The sequence below is a fragment of the Methanoculleus horonobensis genome (assembly GCF_001602375.1).
In the GTDB taxonomy this organism is placed as follows: Archaea; Halobacteriota; Methanomicrobia; order Methanomicrobiales; family Methanoculleaceae; genus Methanoculleus; species Methanoculleus horonobensis.
The window spans coordinates 371,816-388,080 of sequence record NZ_BCNY01000013.1 but is presented as its reverse complement, the minus strand read 5'-3'; the positions used below and the strand labels follow the sequence as shown (position 1 = coordinate 388,080).

The following is a 16,265-nucleotide window of genomic DNA, read 5'->3' as shown; positions in this document are numbered from 1 at the left end:
AGAGACGTAGAGCATCTCGTGGTGCTCTTTTACCGGTCTCTCTTACCCTCCCCGGGATCCCGTCCAGAGCGTGCTGCCTCTGCCGTGGGAGCCTGAGCGTCGTCCGCATGGAGGCTCTCCAGAGCAGGGCAGGCCCTGGTCTGCGCTGCTATCACCGCCGGGCAGGTTCCTGTGCGCCAGTTCCTGATGACGGAAGTGGCGATGGCCACCCCCAGGATCAGGATGATGACGGCCAGCGAGATCTCCACCGGGACGTGGTAGAGATCGGCGGCCAGCATCTTGATGCCGATAAAACTGAGGATACCGGCCAGGCCGTACTTCAGGTAGCAGAAAGCGGCCATGAAGTGCGCCAGCGCGAAGTACATCGATCTCAGGCCGAGGATGGCAAACGCGTTGGAACTGAAGACGATGAACGAGTTGGTGGTGATACCGAGGATGGCGGGGATGGAGTCCACCGCAAATACGATGTCGGTGGTCTCCACGACCAGCAGGGCCACGAACATGGGGGTGGCCCAGGTCACCATCTTGCCGGCCGCATCAGGCTTTTTGACGAAGAAACTGTCGCCTTCGTAGTCCCTGGTAACCGGCATGATCCTCCGGAATCCGCGAACCAGGATGTTCTTGTCAGGTTCGACCGGTTTCTCTTCCTTTCCGGTCACCATCCTGATGCCGGTGAAGATCAGGAAGGCGCCGAAGATATAGAGCACCCAGGAGAATGTCTCCACCAGCGCCACACCCGCCATGATGAACGCCAGGCGGAAGACCAGAGCCCCGATAATGCCGTAAAACAGCACCTTGTGCTGATCCTTTCGGGGTACGCAGAATGATGCGAAGACGATGACGAAGACGAAGAGGTTGTCGACGGAGAGCATCAGTTCCATGATGTAGCCGGTGGTGAACTCCAACCCGGACTGGGGCCCCATCCAGAGATATATCCCGATATTGAAGAGCACCGCGGCGGTGACGAAGACGACGACCTGCAGGAGCGCCTCGCGCGGCTTTATGACATGTGCTCTGCGGTTGAAGACGCCGAGGTCGAGTGCCAGGAGCGCCACTATGCTGGCGATGAATATGATCCACGCTGTCTCTGTTACTGCTGTCATGAGTTCACCCGGTTCAGAATGCCTCGTTCTGGATGTTCCTGGCTCACTTTACCCTGATCGGGCCGCATCCTGGCTTTTCGCCCGTCTGTCCGTGCCCTGTCTTCCCGGATCATCTCCGCTCCAGCGATTAATTCCTTCTGCCGGCGGCCTGTTCTCCATGTGGAGATAAGAGGCTCTTCGAACCCTAAGACTGCAGACATCGATATCCTCCGCGGGACGTTCTGCGGTGTGCTGAGATACCATCCATACGTTTCTCACCAGAACCCCGTCACCGCTCCCGGCGCGAGGACCGCGATCAGGAGCAGAATCACCGGCTGGTGGAGGAAGTAGATGACGAGCGAGTGCCGGCCCAGGAACTCGAGCGGCCGGGCAAGCGCCGGTTCCGCAACCGGGATCGAGAAGTTCCGTTTTCCGTCCGGGTAGAAGAGACGGCCGCAGGCCATCCCGACCAGGACGAGGCCGAACCAGGGGAGGATCGGGACGTAATCGAGGCTCGCGAAGGATTCCGGCCGGATGCCGAGCCAGAGGAGCGGCCACGGGCCGGAGACGAGGCTTGCCGCGTAGCCCGCGATGAGAAAGGCGATGCTCGTGATGATGAGTTTCTCCGGATCGAGCCGGACGAAGAGCGGCGCGAGCAGGATCGCAAGCCCGATGAAGTGCAGGATGCCGAAGACGATGTAGACGTCAGGGAGAAAGAGCCAGGTGACGGCGGTGATGGCGAGGCCGTAGCCGAAGATGGTGAGGCCGCGCCGGACGTACTTGAGCGTGAGGCTGCGCCCCTCGAGCCGCCGCGAGGTCCGGGCGTAGCTGATGGTGAAAGAGACCCCGACGAGGAAGATGAACGTCGATGCGGTCAGGTAGGCAAGCATCCGGAGGAATCCGCCGGAGACGTCGAGCGGCAGGACGCCGAAGAAGTTGAGATCGAAGGCCGAGTGGAAGACGATCATCGTCACGATGGCGACGCCCCGTGCGAGGTCGATCTCCCAGTAACGTTCTCCCGGCATGATTCTCCGTCAGAAGAGCCTTCGCCGGACGGAAGCGCCGCAGCCTGGGCAGGTCTTCGTATCGGATATCTCTCTCTCCTGCTCCTCGGTGGGCTCGTTGTAGAGCCGGGAGAAGCCGCACTGCCGGCTGCACTCGATCACGACGAACGGACTACAGATCCTGCCCATCTCCCCTCACCCCGCCTTGATGCTGTAAGCGTATCATGAATTGCCTACAATTTCATGGTGGATTCATCTGATAAGAGTTTACCCCGGGGCCGGGGGGGGAGGCACCATTATTCCCCTGCCGGTTCCACTTTTTTTCATGAGCGAACGTGACGAACATATCGTAGAGGCCGCCGGCAGATGCCGGGTCGTGATCCGGGACGGCCGGGTGGTCGAGGTCGGGACGCCGCAGATACAGGACTGCCCGCTGGCACGGCGGTTCGCCTGTCCTGTTCCGGAGATGACGCCGGAGGCGATCAAACGAAACATCGAGGGGCGTATCAGGTCGTTCGGGATGTGCACGCCGGAGCGCGAGGTTCTTGCCGGGCCGGACTTCGTCATCTTCGGGGCGTCGGAACTCCTGAGCAGCGCCGTCCGCCGGGGGGACCTCGACGCCGCGGTGATCGCTTCCGACGGGGCGGGAACGCTCGTTGCGACGAACCCCGCCCTCATCCAGGGGATCGGCGGCCGGATGTCGGGGCTCGTGAAGACGAGCCCGATCCGCGAGGTGATCGCGCGGATCGAGGAGAACGGGGGCGTCGTCCTCGATCCGGCAACCGCCGCGATCGACCAGGCAGCCGGCGTCGCCCTGGCGGCAGAACTCGGCCATCGCCGGATAGCCGTGACCACCGCCGTTGCCGTCGAGGCGGCGGCTATCCGGGAGCGGTTCCCCGATGCCGTGATCGTCGCCGTCCACACGACCGGGCTCTCGCGGGAGGACGCCGCCCTCATGGCCCGCTCGGCTGATCTCCTCACCGCCTGCGCCTCGCGGTACGTCCGGGAGGAGGCGGCGAAGACCGCGCTCCTGCAGGCGGGGACGTCGATCCCGGTCTTCGCGATGACGGCCGCGGGGAAGGCAATCATCCTCGGGAAAGTCGCGGAGACCGACCAGCAGGTCATCGTCCATGGAGCGCGCCTCCCGGTGCCGGGATCGCAATCGCCCTCGCCGCTCCGCTGATCACCGGCCCGTAATGCCCACGTGGCCCGCGAGTTCGGCGAACTCGGCCAGAACGATATCGGCCTTTATATCCGTCACGCTGCCGTCGCGCCAGTCGCCGTAGGCGGCGAACGCGGTCACCATCCCGAGATGCCTCCCCGGTGCGATGTCGCGGATCAGGCTGTCCCCCACCATCATCGCCCGCGCCGGGGAGGCATCGAGCCGCTGGAGAGCGTAGAGGAGGGAGTCGGGTTCCGGTTTCCGCCTGCCCGAGACCTCCGGGGTCACCACGGTCTCGAAGTAGTCGATGAGCCCGGTCTTATCGAGCCGCCGGCGTGCCTGGGGCGCCTCCGCGTCGGTCACGACCGCGAGAGAGATCCCGGCGTCCCGGAGGCCCCGGAGCGTCTCCTCGACGCCCGGGTAGGCTTCGACCAGACCGAGTTTCACGTCCTCGTAGGTGCGGCAGCAGACCTCGAACGTTCCGGGCTCATAGACCCCGAGTTCGCTCATGTAGTCGCGTATGTTCTCGTGATCCTCGAACCCGTGAATTCCCCGGAGAAATTGCGAAAAGAGCGCTTCCGGGTCGCCGGTTCCGAGATGATCGATCACGCACCGGCACGCCTCCCGCATTGCTCCGACAAGGTCGAAGAGGGTGTTGTCCATATCGCAGAGGATTGCCTCTACCGCGTTATGCCGAGTGCCGTAAGGTTTCTGCATATCTTGAGTTCCCTCATGAATGCACGGTACGCCTCGTCGTCCCGGAAACGGACCTTCAGTTCGTCGAGGTCGTTGCCCTTCCCGCCGTACTCCCCGAAGATCGCGATGCCGTTGCAGTCGACGAACCCGAAGACGGCGGCGATGTTGAAGAGCAGCCGCCGGAACGCCGACGCCGTGCAGGTTGTTGCCTCCAACCTATATGGGCGGTCGAAGTAGAAGTACTCGAGCCCCTCGGCCATGCAGAGGTCGGCCATGTAGATGTCGGCGGTCAGGAGAACCGGGAGGGCGTACCGCTCCTCCTCGAACCTTCTGAGCGCCCGGACGATGTTATGGTCGTTCTCCTCGGAGAGGTGCGTATGCGGGCCCGGCGCCGCAATCTCCGTCGCCCGGTCGCGGATGGTGCGGTACTCCTTCAGCGCGAGATACGCCGCTTTGCGCGACCGCTTCGTCCGCTTGTTCTCGAGTTCCACGATATATTCCCGGCAGTCGGGCGCCAGTGCCGTCATCTCCCCGATCGTCTTTGCCGGGTACTTGCGATTGATGGCATACGCGATCTCGTCCCGGACGGTATCGACGATCAGGTACGAGGCGTGATCGATCCGGGGGTTGTTCGATGCAAACCCGTGGTAGAAGAGGTTCGTATCCAGGCCGAAGAAGACGGCCTTCTTGAGCTGTCCGTAGGATGCGAGCATCGCATCAAAGGCGGTCTGGTTCACGTAACGGGCGACCCCGCTTGCAAACATGCACTCCTGGAGATCGCCATAAGAGGGAAGCTCCGTGGAGATCTGCTCGTATTCGGCGATCCAGTCCTGGAAGGTCTCGCGGGACGCGGGCAGTTCGAGTGAATATCCGGCTCCTTCTGGACGTGCGACCAGGATATCGCCCTCGTAGAGCGGGTACGTGACGCGGATCTCGTCGAGGCCGTTGATGAGAACCTGCAGTTCGTCCTCCCGGATGACCGCATCGTTCATTCTCTCGCACCCGCATCCTCCATGATGTCCCGGATCTGCTGGATCTGGTGCGGGATCATCATGTAGGGTTTTGCAACGTCGTCGGTGTTCTTCATGGCGAGGTAATAGATGTGCCGGATATCGAGTCCCGCGACCGAGACTGCGATCAGCGCCCCGGCGACCGTGACCTTCCTGCCGGAGGTGATGTCGATCGCCACGCGGAGCCCCTGCCGGATGAGGTCGTTAGAGAGCGATCTGATCGTCTGCCCGGCCCGCACAAAGTCCGCTTCCGGCAGGATCTCCGTTGCGATCGCGGGGGCGAACCCGTATCCCTCCGAGACGATTCCGATTGCTTCGGCCGCGATCGATGCTTCCTGCGCGTAGGGTTCTTCGGTGACGACAATGACCCGTTCGGGGCGCAACCCTTTCTCCCGCAAGACTGCATGGTAAGCGTTGACGAGCGCCCATGTCGAGCGTCCGAGAAGTGCTATGTAGGCGTCGCCGGAAGCGGTGGTCACGGGGGCAATCACTGCCTCAAGACTCACCCTGATGCTATATAGGCTTTGTCGGAGCACCCCTCCCGGGATCGGACTTCACGGGAACCATTTAGAGCCCCCGTATTCGTTATTTTTGGATTATTGGTCAGGTAGTCCCGTCCTCTGAAGTTGCATGACGGTTCTTGCCGGATCATGGCTGCATTTCGCTCCGGGGCTCTCCTAAATACGCCTTTAGCTCGTAAGAAATCGGAAAATACTGCGAAATATTTGGTAAATATTTTAAGATCGATATCCCTATAGTGGTATAGTAGAGCGCGAAATTAGTCCGGAGAGATAGACCCATGGAGATGCGAAGAGTGCAATTGCGGAAACCGGAAGAGATCTGGGGGCTTGCCGACCCGGAACAGCAGAGCAAGACACGCCAGGACGCCATCGAGGACGGCGATCTGATCGAGATCACCCGTATGGGAAGGGATCTGGGCATCACCCTTCCCCTTGCGGTCTCGGCACGGGTCGCAGAGAGCATGGTTCCGTTCCCGAATATCCCGCAGGAGACTGTTACGGAGAACCTCTGGGACACCCTTCATGCGTTCAGGGCCAGAGCCTGCACGACGACCGAGGGAGTGTTCGAGTTTCAGGTCAGTCTCTACCAGAACGGCCTTGTTCCCACCCTGACCTTCAAGGCCGCGGTCTCCCCGGGGGACGACGGCGAACCGGTCATCACCATCATGCTGCCCGACGAGAACTGGGAGACGATCGGGTGCGACCACCGCTATAATGCAGGCGACGCAATGCTCACCGTCGACGACGTTGCCTCGACCCTGAACTTCACTCCCGGGCGGATCCGGGAGTTCATCCGGGAGGAGCGGATTCCGGCGGTCAAGTGCGGAGGCACCTGGCGGATCAAGCGCTCGGAACTCACCCGGATCATGAACGAAGGGTTCTGATCGGCCGTTCGTAGTTACATTCAGGTGCCATGGGATCAATTCGGCAGCCGGGCCGCACATCTCCGGATGCCCATGCCGCAGATAGCGGTTGATCGGTCACGTTGCTGCAACGCTCCGTGCAGCATCATACCCGTGACCACCATCTGATACGCCTCATCGGTTCGGTGCGGGCGCGGCCCGGAGTCCCTGGGGCCCGGAGAGCTAATATCTGTTCCTGAAACAGGTAATATTTAAATATTTTTTTATTTCCCGGGCTAGAGAAACAAACATATTTAATTTTTAGACGTAAAGGTTTCATTATGTGCATCGAGGACCGACGAGTATTCCCGGACCGCCAATTCGCTGATCCGGCAGCCGGAATCCACGATGTGGTGATGGTGTTGTCGCCATCTGCGGATGGGAGTGTTCCCGGACTCGATGACGGCCGTGAACCTTTTCCGACGTCGTATGCCCTGATCTGCGTGATCTTCGGTATCGTATGCCTTTTCCTTCTCCAGCCCGGTATGGACGTTCCGGGTATACCGGCGGTCGAGCCCGTATGCCCCATCGTGAGCCTGGCCGGGCTTTTCGGGCCGAACGGCTCTTCATTTATCCGGCGCTGGATGAAGAGGGGTGCCGAAGAGAACGGTAGTGAGGACGATCCCGAATCCCCGGTTGCCGGTGAGTCCGTCGAGACACCTCCGACCGGGCATGGCCCGGCCGACGATGGTACGAACATCCTTGAAAGGCTTGAGAGGATCCCCGATGCCCTCCAGCGATTCAATGAACTCGTTTCGCCGGACGGAACGGTTACCGCCCCTTCCCCCGTGGACCGCCCCGGGGATCTCGCTTCCCTCCCTCCGGAGAACCCCGAGGCCGAAGCCCTCCCCGCCTTTTCGTTTCCGGAGGATCCGGAGGATCCGAAGGAACCGAAGGAACCGAAGGATCCGGAGGATCCGAAGGAACCGAAGGATCCGAAGGAACCAGAGGAACCGGAGGAACCGGAGGATCTGAAGGATCCGAAGGAACCGAAGGATCCAGAGGATCCGAAGAAACCGGAAGAACCGGATGATCCGGATGACGGTATGTCCGGCGTTCAGGACGGCCTGCCTGCCCCGCACCCCGACTCCCTCAGCGACGATGAACTCATGCAGATGCTCGGGTTCGGCGACGGAGATCTCGACCCCTCTTCCGGGTTTGCCGATCTCGATCTCTCAGACGAAGAGCCGGCGGCCGTGACCGCCTCTCTCCCTGCCCGTGAGACTGTGGAGGGGGACGATGAACGCCCGATAGAGTCGCTCATCGATGACCTCGGGAGTGACGATGCCGACGTTCGCGGGCGAGCCGTCGATGCCATCACAGAGCGGGGAGCCGATGCCGTGGATCCCCTGGTCCGGGCGCTTGCTCTTGCGGACGACGGGCGGCGATGGTGCATCGCCGAAGCCCTCGCCCTGATCGGCGAGGGTTCGATCCCTCCGCTGATTGCTGCGCTCGGGGACGTTACGGCGCAGATCGGGGCGGCAGCCACGCTCGTCCGCATCGGGAGTCCCGCCGTGCCGCCTCTCATTGCAGCACTTGCCGACGGCGACGGCGAGGTTCAGTTCGGTGCCCGCTACGCGCTCCGGGAGATCGGCGACGAAGCCGCCCCCTTCCTGATCGAGGCCCTCGGTGCGTCTGAACGGAGCATCCGGAGGTCGTCATCCTCCGTCCTCCGGGAACTTGGATGGAAGGCCCCCGATGATGCCGGTGCGATACGTTACCTGATCGCCGACGAGGCGTGGCTCGATGTCGCGGACTATGGTGAAACCGCGGTCGAACCTCTCATTCACATCCTGAGGTCTCCCGACAGGGGGGTGTGGTGGAACGCCGCCCGGACTCTCGGGGAGATCGGCGGGGCCGCGGTCGGTCCCCTGGTCGAACTTCTGCACGAAGCAGGTGACGAGATCCGTCCCCTGGCGGCCATGGCGCTCACGGAGATCGGTTCTCCGGCGGTCGAGCCGCTCATCGGGCTGCTCGCCGTCCCCTCCCTCCGCAGAACGGCGGCGGCGGCTCTGGCGAAGATCGGCGAACCGGCGACCGAGGGGTGCATCCGCGCCCTGGACTCCACGGACGAGGAGACGGTGGAGGCGCTTTGTGAAGTTCTCGGTGCCCACGGCGAGCCGGCGGTACCGGCCCTGATCCAGTCACTGACGTCCGGGCAGTCCCGTATCCGATCCCGGGTCGCCGGGATTCTCGGCAGGATGAACTGGGAACCCTGGAGCGATGCCGAACGGGCCTGGTTCCTGATTGCCCGGGAGGAATGGACGGAACTTGCTCTGATGGGCTCGCCGGCCGTCGATCCGCTGATCCGGGTAATCAACGGCGACGACGACCGTATCCGCTGTGAGGCTGCGGCGACGCTCGGCGAGATAGGCGATCCGGGGGCGGTAGGGCCGCTCGTGGCTGCCCTCGCCGATGAGGCCGTCGCCCCGGCGGCGGCGGATGCGCTCGTAGCCATCGGGGAACCGGCCGTGGCGCCCGTCCTTGAGGTGCTTGAAGATGGAACCGGGGCCTCCCGGGAGAACGCCGTCGAGGTTCTTGGCCGACTCGGGACGCCTGAGGCGGTTCCGGCCATCGTCGAACTCGTCAGAACCGGCAGGGATCGCCTTCACCGGAAGGCCGTCGATGCCCTGGTAGGGATCGGTGCGCCTGCGGTAGACGCCCTCATCCCTCTCCTCGGCGAGGAGGGCGACGGGCAGGCGGGGGCGGCAGCGGCGCTCACCGGGATCGGCGCTCCGGCACTCGAGCCACTTGCCGGCGCGCTCGGCCACGAGAACTCATCGATCCGCATGGGAGCCGCAAGAGTCCTCGAACAGTTCGGGTGGGTTCCCGAAGGGGGGACGAAGGAGGAGATCGTCCACCTGATCGCGCTGCAGCGATGGCCGGAGGTCGTGGGTCTCGGTGCTCCCGCCGTTGATCTCCTGGTGCCCCGGCTCGGCGACCTTGATCCGGCGGTGCAGGCCGGAGCAATGGAGGCGCTGGCCGGCATCGGGGCCCCTGCGGTTCCCTCGCTGCTCCTCCTGCTCGGTAGAAAGGCGCTCCGCGATCCGGCGGTAGAGACGCTTGTCGCGATCGGGGATGCGGCGGTGGAACCGCTGATCCGGGCACTGGAGAAGACCCGGCTCCGGAAGACGGCTGCAGGAGCACTGGTCAGGATCGGGGGTTCTGCGGCCGGCGCGCTCGTCCCGGTTCTCGGGCACCCCGAGATCGGGCAGACGGCAGCCGGGATCCTCGAGGCGATGGGGGAGGATGCCTTCGATGCCCTGGTCGAGGCGCTCGGGAGCGACGATGCCCTGATCCGGCAGCGGGCGGGAGATGTACTCGTCGGTCTCGGGGAAGCGGTTGCGGCCCCCCTCATCGGGGCGCTGGGGAACCCCGGCGATGCCGTCAGGCTCGGGGCAATCGACGTCCTCACCCGCCTCGGGAGCCCGGTCACCGATCTGCTTACGCAGGCGCTCAACGATGGACGCTACCTGGTGCGGCTGGGCGCGGCGGAGGTTCTCGGCAGGGCCGGATGGGAGCCGCGGACCGAGAGCGAGACCGTCTGCTACCTGATCGCGAAGGAGCAGTGGGCTTCCGTCGCCGGGATCGGGCCCGGTGCGGTCGAGCCCCTGATCCGGACGCTCAACGATCCCGACAGTGCAATCCAGGTGGGCGCGGCACGAGCACTCGGGATGATCGGGGCTCCTGCAGTCGCGAGGCTGATCGATGAGCTTCGCACCGAGCAGGACGGCACGCAGAGAAAGGCGGTCGAGGCGCTCAAGATGATCGGTGAACCGGCAGTCATTCCGCTCATCGACGCTCTCCAGGATCGCGACTGGCAGATCCGCCTGGGTGCGGCGCGGGCGCTCGTCGGCATCGGGGATCCGGCCGTCGAACCGCTGGTTCGGGCTCTCTGCGTCGCTCCCCCGGCAATCCGGATGGGAGCGGCCGCGACGCTCGGCAAGATCGGGAACCCGGCGGCCATCGAGCCGCTGATCGACGCGCTCCTGCACGACGACCAGCGCCTGGAGCGTGTCGTGGTGCGGGCGCTCGGGCTGATGGGCGAACCGGCGGTCAGGCCGCTCCTGCGTCTTCTCAGGGACGGGAACGAGGCGTCCCGGAAGGGTGCGGTGGCGGCGCTCGTGCTGATCGGCGAACCCGCGGCACGCCTGCTCCCCGGTGCGCTCGCCGACGAGCATTTCCGTGTCCGTGCCGGGGTCGCGGACGCCCTCGACCGCCTGGGATGGTCGCCACCGGAGGAGGAGACGATCGTCTACCTGATCGCAAAGGAGCGATGGGGCGATCTCGCCCGGGCAGGAACGGCCGCGGTCGAACTGCTGGTGCGCGTGCTTGACGATCGCGACGACAGCATCCGGCGGCGGGCGGCGATGATCCTCGGCGAGATCGGCGACCCGCGTGCGGTTCCGGGGCTCATGAACCTCCTCCACGACGACTACTACAGTGTCCGGCGGGAGGCCGCGGCGGCGCTCATCACCATAGGAGCCCCGGCGGTGGATCCGGTCGTCTCCGCACTCGGCGACCCGGACGGCGATGTCCGGAAACGTGCGGCGGACGTGCTCTCTGAGATCGGGGATGCACGGGCAATCGCTCCTCTCGAGCGCATCTTCGACGACGAGGACTGGTACGCCCGGAAAGCCGCCGAGAATGCTGTGGAGCGGATCCGGGCGCGGGCGGGGGATGAGACGGGCGACCTGTAGGCGGGCCCGGACTCTTTTCCCACGGTTTCGGCGGAAACTTGCAGCATCCCCCGGCTTTTTTTGAGTCTCGCGCCAGTTACCGGCGGACGCGGTATCCGGCTGCCGTGAGAATATCGATGACGGCATCGTCCCATTCGGTGCCGGTGAGCCCGTTCAGCGTCGGTTGCACCTGTTCCCAGAGCCGGCGGAGTTCATCGGTGTCCGGGAGGAACGTTGTCTGGTACATCACGCGCCCGGCCCTTCGGCCCTCCGAATCGAGGATGAGGAGACGCCAGCAGCAGTAATCGCGGCAGATCTCGGGGCGTGTCAGGTGGACGGTGCACCATGCCTTTCCCTTCTTCCCGTCGAATGCGACGTTCCCGTGGGACGGAGCAGGAGAATCGCCGGGAGTTTCGAACCTCAGGAAGGGGCATGCGTCCGGCAGTTCCGCGATGCTGCTCGTATCCTCGAAGAGCGCGATCTTGTCCGGGTCGACCCGCACCTCCTTCACGTCCCCGGTGTAGGCGTTACGCACGACGAAGGTGTAGTCGCCGCGCTCTTCGATGACCATGTGGACGTTTCTCATATTGCTGCAGCAGCTGCCGCACTGGCAGCACCTACACGCCATGGTGGTTGTCTCCCCGGATTCCGGTCGGTTGATCTGCGAACATGCTCGTTATTCGATATTACGCGTCGCAACGATGAAATACCTGCTGGAGAATTGTCCGGTCACGGATAAGCCGCCCGGTTCCCGGCAACCTGTGCGGGTCTGCCGGATTGCCCAAAGTGCGATCCAGACGCCTGAGAAAGGACATGCATGGGATATGCAGGTTACATGGTTCCGACGGAGATCTCTTTCGGACCGAAATCGGAGCAAAACTGCATTTTGGCAAAATCGAATGCGAGGGGTGAGATTCGAACTCACGAACTCCTACGAGACCAGGCCCTCAACCTGGCGCCTTTGACCTGGCTTGGCAACCCTCGCCTGTTCTTCTCTATACAATGCGCTGCAACATAAAATAGGTTGCTCTGCCGGAACCCGGGCTTCCGCGGGCGCGGGACAGGGAACTGTTTGGGCGGATCCCTCCTGCGATACCTGTACCCCAGCGCACCGGAACCGCCTTCGATGTGTATTTATGCGTCCAGTTCCAACGCTCCCGCATGTGGGCTGACATCTCACGGGAGTTTGCCGATTCGCCGTCCCAGGGCAGGGTAGTCCGGTTCCTGTTGGAGAACGGGTTCGGCATCAACGAAGAGGGGCGCATCGTCTGCAACGGGATCGAGATCCCCGCGACGCACATCGGCAGGGCGATCGAGACCGACCGGAGAGTCGTCGACGCCACCGCCCGCCGCATCCTCGAGAACCCCGAACTGCGCGAGGTCTTCCTCCGGATGCGCGCCGCCCCCGACCTCACCCGGGTCGCCGAGGCTCTCGGCCTCTCGGTCATCACGCTCTACCCGAAGGACGCGCAGCAGAAAGGGATCGTCGGCGCGGCGGTGGAAGTCCTCGTCGAGCACAACCTCTCCATCCGCCAGATCTTCGTCACCGACCCTTACCTCGCGGAGGAGCCGAAACTCGTGATGATCGTCGACGAACCGCGGATCCCGGCATCGGTCTACGAAGAGATGCGGGCGCTCCCGCAGGTAAACCGGCTGGTCATCTGAAGAGTTCCATCTCCTGCGCAAGCCGGCGAATCCGCTTCCTCTGCCTGCGCGGGAGGTCGATTGCGTGCTGCAGCCGCTCTTCGAGCACGATGGCGCGGGTTCCCTTCACCAGGTTGTCCGCGTGGGCGACGATCTTCTCCTCGAGCGTCCGGGGCATGCAGTCGCGCGGGGCAAGACCCAGCAGCGAAGACTCGTCGGCCGTCAGCCCGGCCCCGATGTGCCGCTCGACGATGGCGGCGACCGCTTCGTCAAGACCGAACGACCGGCATATCTCGCCGCCTGCTTCGGCGTGGCAGAGGTCGTGCGTCACCCCCCGGCCGATATCGTGGAGGAGGGCGCCGGTCTCGACCAGGTCGCGGTTTACGAGGGGATCGGACGCGTAGGCGAGCGCAAGGTCGCGCACCGCCCGGCAGTGTGCGATGACCCCGTCGGAACACCCCGCCCGCCTGAGAAGACCGATGCAGTCCTCTTCACGCACTCCCGAGGCTCTCCTTGATCCTGTCGATTCTCTTCCTGAGAGCGACGGCGATGAGCTCGTTGTCGAAATGTTCGAGCATCTCCTCGCAGTTCGGACACTCGAAGTTCCAGTTCGCCGCATCCGTGAAGGTGTAGACGACGCTGCAGTTCTTGCACATGTAAAAGTCGTTCTTCTCCTCGTAGGCGAGCCGGGTGTCGAGGTGTTCGAGCACGTCCCGGACCTGCTCTTCGAGCACGTCGTGGACGCGGTCGAGGCGGAGGTGCCAGAGGTAGGTGAGCCAGCCGGTCTCGGTGTTCTTCAGCCGCCGGTACTCGGCGAGGCGCCTCTCATAGAGCGTATAAAGGGTGTGACGGACGGTGTTGAGGTTGACCCCGGTCATCTCGGCAAGTTCCTCGTCACTGTGCTCTCCTCCTTCGGGGAACCGTCTGAGAAGTTCGATTCCCTCTTCCCCGATCATGCGCAGGACATAGGCGTTGATCGCCGGATCGTTCAACAGTTCAGTGACGGATACCATGGTCAAATCTCTCCTGTAATTGGATAAACGTATAAGAGTATATATACTGCATCGATGTCTACCATACTCTGCTCTTAACCTTTAATTCACTTTTCCCGTCCTCGGGCGGCAGGCTCATCACCCGATCAGCCTTCGGACGGCCGCGGTGTTCCTCTCGAGGTCGGCATACGCCTCCTCTTCTGTTGCGCCGCAGCCGTAGACGCTCGCGACGGCGTGCCCCTCCTCGAACTCGGTTCCGGGCCAGGGGATATCGGCGACGCGGGGCGCAAGGTTCGAGAGGTCGGCGTCAAGCCGCATGTCCCGGTCGGCAAAGAGGATCCGCCTGATCGCGACCTGCCGCGGCGCGGGCACCGCTGCCGGGATCACCCCGCGGCAGGCGTTCATATGCATGGCAAAGACGCTCTTCTGGGTCGCCATCTCGACGGTGTCCAGGGTGGCCTGGAACCGGGGGTTGATCTCGATCGCCCAGGGCTTCTCTCCCGCGACAAAATCGATCCCGACCGATCCCACGCACCCGCTTGCAGCGGCAATCCGCTCCGCCGCCGCGATCATCTCCCCGGCAAGGGGATGGGAGAACGGGGTGAGCGACCCGGCAAACCCGTGCGCGGATTCCCCCCCGCCCCGGAGGATCTGGCGGTTGACCGCGATCGCCCGCGCACGTCGGCCGTCCGCGACGCAGGAGACGCTCGACGGAATCCCGTCGACGAGGGCCTGCGCGATATAGGGCACGTCCGGCCAGGCCTCCTCCCACCGGCGGAGTTCTTCCTCCGCTCTCACGACCGCGTTCCTCCATCCTCCCGCTCCCCGGCGCGGCTTGACCATCGCCGGGTAGCGGTCGCCTTCCGCAAGCGGCGGAACCGGCACGTCCAGCCCCTCGAAGAACCGCTGGATCTCAAGTTTGTCGAGGAACCGCTCCACCTTCGCGGGCGGCGTGCCGCAGAGCGGGATCGCCGTCCCGACGGTCTCGGCACCAGAAGCGACGACCAGCGCGTCGACCGGGTGGCGGATGGCGAATTCGGCGATCTTCTCCGGGAGTTCGTCGAGTTCGTCGAACGAGATGCAGTCCTCCGTGTACCAGCCGAGATCCTGGTCGCAGAAGTGGTCGACGGCGTAGACCGTGTAGCCGGCCCGGCGGGCCGACTGCGCCACGTGCCGCGTGGCGAACCCTGCAACCAGAACCCGGCCCCTCACCGCTCCACCGTCTTCTTTCCGACCTTGGTCGGCTCGATCCGGATCTTCGCGTCCGGGTACTCCCGGTTGAGTTCCTTTCCCTCGAAGAGGTGGTCGAGGAAGAGGGCGAGACTCGATATCTCCGAGTGGGGCTGGGTGGTCACCGAGACGTTGTAGTCGGCGAGCCCGTAGATGTCGCCCGGCACCTTCTCCGCCCCCACCACGACGAGCACCCGCTCCTCTGTGCGGATATCGTCGATGACGTCGGTCATCCGGAGCCCGTACATCGTGAGGTGGGCGACCTTGCCGCCGGCGGCCTTCCAGTCCTGGATACACCGCCGCCACTTGACGTCGTTCTCGATGAAGAAGTCTCCTCCCCACCGGTCTGCCACGTCCGTTATGCTCAGAGCGACACCGGGATCGTCTGCGGCGAGGTACATCCCCCGGGCACCGAGCGCCCGCGCCGCGAGCCCGACGTGGGTCGTCACCCTCTGGTCGCGTTCGGGCCGGTGGCCTATCCGGAGCACGGCTACTTCGGGCATGCCGCTCACTCCTCTCTCCCCTTCGCCCGGATGACGCCGTTCTCGATGACAAACGGCAGGTCTTCTCTGGTATGGCGGCACTGGCACTCGATCAGCGACTCCTGGATGGAGAGGAGGCGCACCGTCTCCCCCGACTTTCTGATGAGAAGATGATGTTCGAGACGCTCGAGCGATGCCGTCACCGCACCGGACTCGAATCCGGTGGTTTCTACCAGGTCTTCGACCGTGATATCGCCGGTTTCGGGAATCCGGTGGTATACGGCCCAGTCCAGATCTTCCTCACGCACACCTATTCTTTTTTCCGGGGAGACCGATATAGTTTATTGCACCGTTCCGGCTCTGCCGGCCGTTATCGGCGCGGTTTGCCGGTGCGAGAGATTGGATCTGCAGGTGGAAATCGGGTATGGTCGATTATAAGGAACTGGCGGAACTTGCCGAGAGCCTCTTTGAGGCAAGCGACGACGACGAAGAGCTTCTCGCGAAGATACTGGATACGCTTGATGACGAGACGCGGGAGGCGCTGCTCTCCTCCGACCTCCTCAATGCATATCAGGTCTTTTACTACTACTTCCGGGAGACGCCGGACGAACTGACGATGGAGCGGCTGCAACTTCACGCGGCGTCCGACCTCGCACGGGGGCTCGTCATCGACGAGGTCGACCTCTACGAGGTGATCTTTCTGATGGAAGGCGGGAAGCCCGTCGTTCTCCTCACCGACGGGGAGAGGACGCTCGCACGGTTCAGCGGCGCGGGAGCATACGCGGAGATTGCCCGCTACATAGAGGAGTGCCTCTGATGCGTCGGCTTCGTGCGAACTGAAACCCGCACTAGACCGGCGAT

Annotated in this window: 17 protein-coding genes and 1 tRNA gene; 5 read left to right on the top strand and 13 right to left on the bottom strand. The window is 63.7% G+C overall.

The window, feature by feature from the left end; all coding sequences use genetic code 11:
* Nucleotides 1-29: 29 nt before the first annotated feature.
* The 3 genes from MCUHO_RS04875 to MCUHO_RS12835 all read right to left on the bottom strand — a co-directional run bounded on the left by MCUHO_RS04875 (nt 30) and on the right by MCUHO_RS12835 (nt 2,275).
* A complete protein-coding gene (locus MCUHO_RS04875) occupies nt 30-1,103 on the bottom strand; it encodes a TerC family protein (protein WP_084385926.1) in 1,074 nt (357 codons plus the stop codon).
* 254 nt (nt 1,104-1,357) lie between these two features.
* The gene (locus MCUHO_RS04870) at nt 1,358-2,107 is read right to left on the bottom strand and encodes a heparan-alpha-glucosaminide N-acetyltransferase (RefSeq protein WP_067074311.1); all 750 of its coding nucleotides are present in this window, start codon (nt 2,105-2,107) and stop codon (nt 1,358-1,360) included.
* Nucleotides 2,108-2,116: 9 nt separating this feature from the next.
* The gene (locus tag MCUHO_RS12835; RefSeq protein WP_162839709.1) at nt 2,117-2,275 is read right to left on the bottom strand and encodes a hypothetical protein; all 159 of its coding nucleotides are present in this window, start codon (nt 2,273-2,275) and stop codon (nt 2,117-2,119) included.
* A gap of 136 nt (nt 2,276-2,411) precedes the next feature.
* On the opposite strand from MCUHO_RS12835, the gene MCUHO_RS04865 reads away from it, so the two are divergent.
* Nucleotides 2,412-3,269 (top strand): methanogenesis marker 8 protein, encoded by an 858-nt coding sequence (locus MCUHO_RS04865; RefSeq protein ID WP_067074305.1) that lies wholly within the window; start codon nt 2,412-2,414, stop codon nt 3,267-3,269.
* Here the strand turns inward: MCUHO_RS04865 and MCUHO_RS04860 are convergent, their stop codons facing one another.
* Genes MCUHO_RS04860 through MCUHO_RS04850 form a run of 3 tightly spaced genes read right to left on the bottom strand, consistent with a single transcriptional unit; the run spans nt 3,270 to nt 5,460 of the window.
* Complete coding sequence (locus MCUHO_RS04860) at nt 3,270-3,965, bottom strand: HAD family hydrolase (protein WP_235808168.1); 696 nt, start codon at nt 3,963-3,965, stop codon at nt 3,270-3,272.
* Nucleotides 3,929-4,936, bottom strand: coding sequence for a PIN domain-containing protein (locus MCUHO_RS04855; RefSeq protein WP_067074297.1), 1,008 nt, complete (start codon nt 4,934-4,936; stop codon nt 3,929-3,931). Before MCUHO_RS04855 ends, MCUHO_RS04860 begins: the two co-directional genes overlap by 37 nt.
* On the bottom strand, nt 4,933-5,460 hold the full coding sequence (locus MCUHO_RS04850; RefSeq protein ID WP_235808167.1) for a hypothetical protein: 528 nt from the start codon (nt 5,458-5,460) through the stop codon (nt 4,933-4,935). Before MCUHO_RS04850 ends, MCUHO_RS04855 begins: the two co-directional genes overlap by 4 nt.
* Before the next feature lie 293 nt (nt 5,461-5,753).
* Between MCUHO_RS04850 and MCUHO_RS04845 the strand changes: the two genes are divergently transcribed.
* A complete protein-coding gene (locus tag MCUHO_RS04845; RefSeq protein WP_067074293.1) occupies nt 5,754-6,359 on the top strand; it encodes a helix-turn-helix domain-containing protein in 606 nt (201 codons plus the stop codon).
* A 380-nt stretch (nt 6,360-6,739) separates the two neighbouring features.
* Nucleotides 6,740-11,077, top strand: a complete 4,338-nt coding sequence (locus tag MCUHO_RS04840; RefSeq protein ID WP_235808166.1) for a HEAT repeat domain-containing protein — start codon at nt 6,740-6,742, stop codon at nt 11,075-11,077.
* Nucleotides 11,078-11,153: 76 nt separating this feature from the next.
* Here the strand turns inward: MCUHO_RS04840 and MCUHO_RS04835 are convergent, their stop codons facing one another.
* Both MCUHO_RS04835 and MCUHO_RS04830 read right to left on the bottom strand, forming a co-directional pair.
* Nucleotides 11,154-11,684: a YkgJ family cysteine cluster protein gene (locus tag MCUHO_RS04835; RefSeq protein ID WP_235808165.1), complete on the bottom strand. Its 531-nt coding sequence runs from the start codon at nt 11,682-11,684 to the stop codon at nt 11,154-11,156.
* A 272-nt stretch (nt 11,685-11,956) separates the two neighbouring features.
* Nucleotides 11,957-12,041: transfer RNA gene (locus MCUHO_RS04830), tRNA-Leu, on the bottom strand.
* Nucleotides 12,042-12,217: 176 nt separating this feature from the next.
* Here MCUHO_RS04830 and MCUHO_RS04825 point away from each other — a divergent pair.
* Nucleotides 12,218-12,721 carry a regulator of amino acid metabolism, contains ACT domain protein gene (locus MCUHO_RS04825; protein ID WP_067074283.1) on the top strand — a complete coding sequence of 168 codons (504 nt, stop codon included), beginning with the start codon at nt 12,218-12,220 and terminating at the stop codon, nt 12,719-12,721.
* Here MCUHO_RS04825 and MCUHO_RS04820 read toward each other — a convergent pair.
* The 5 genes from MCUHO_RS04820 to MCUHO_RS04800 all read right to left on the bottom strand — a co-directional run bounded on the left by MCUHO_RS04820 (nt 12,714) and on the right by MCUHO_RS04800 (nt 15,712).
* On the bottom strand, nt 12,714-13,199 hold the full coding sequence (locus MCUHO_RS04820) for an HD domain-containing protein (protein WP_067074280.1): 486 nt from the start codon (nt 13,197-13,199) through the stop codon (nt 12,714-12,716). The genes MCUHO_RS04825 and MCUHO_RS04820 overlap by 8 nt on opposite strands.
* Nucleotides 13,192-13,713, bottom strand: coding sequence for a transcription factor (locus MCUHO_RS04815; RefSeq protein ID WP_067074277.1), 522 nt, complete (start codon nt 13,711-13,713; stop codon nt 13,192-13,194). Before MCUHO_RS04815 ends, MCUHO_RS04820 begins: the two co-directional genes overlap by 8 nt.
* A gap of 117 nt (nt 13,714-13,830) precedes the next feature.
* Nucleotides 13,831-14,904: an ATP-grasp domain-containing protein gene (locus tag MCUHO_RS04810; RefSeq protein ID WP_067074274.1), complete on the bottom strand. Its 1,074-nt coding sequence runs from the start codon at nt 14,902-14,904 to the stop codon at nt 13,831-13,833.
* Nucleotides 14,901-15,425 carry a tRNA (cytidine(56)-2'-O)-methyltransferase gene (locus tag MCUHO_RS04805; protein ID WP_067074271.1) on the bottom strand — a complete coding sequence of 175 codons (525 nt, stop codon included), beginning with the start codon at nt 15,423-15,425 and terminating at the stop codon, nt 14,901-14,903. The genes MCUHO_RS04810 and MCUHO_RS04805 overlap by 4 nt, the downstream gene beginning before the upstream one ends.
* 5 nt (nt 15,426-15,430) lie before the next feature.
* Nucleotides 15,431-15,712 carry a hypothetical protein gene (locus tag MCUHO_RS04800; protein ID WP_067074268.1) on the bottom strand — a complete coding sequence of 94 codons (282 nt, stop codon included), beginning with the start codon at nt 15,710-15,712 and terminating at the stop codon, nt 15,431-15,433.
* Nucleotides 15,713-15,828: 116 nt separating this feature from the next.
* On the opposite strand from MCUHO_RS04800, the gene MCUHO_RS04795 reads away from it, so the two are divergent.
* A complete protein-coding gene (locus MCUHO_RS04795; RefSeq protein ID WP_067074264.1) occupies nt 15,829-16,221 on the top strand; it encodes a hypothetical protein in 393 nt (130 codons plus the stop codon).
* Nucleotides 16,222-16,265 lie beyond the last annotated feature (44 nt).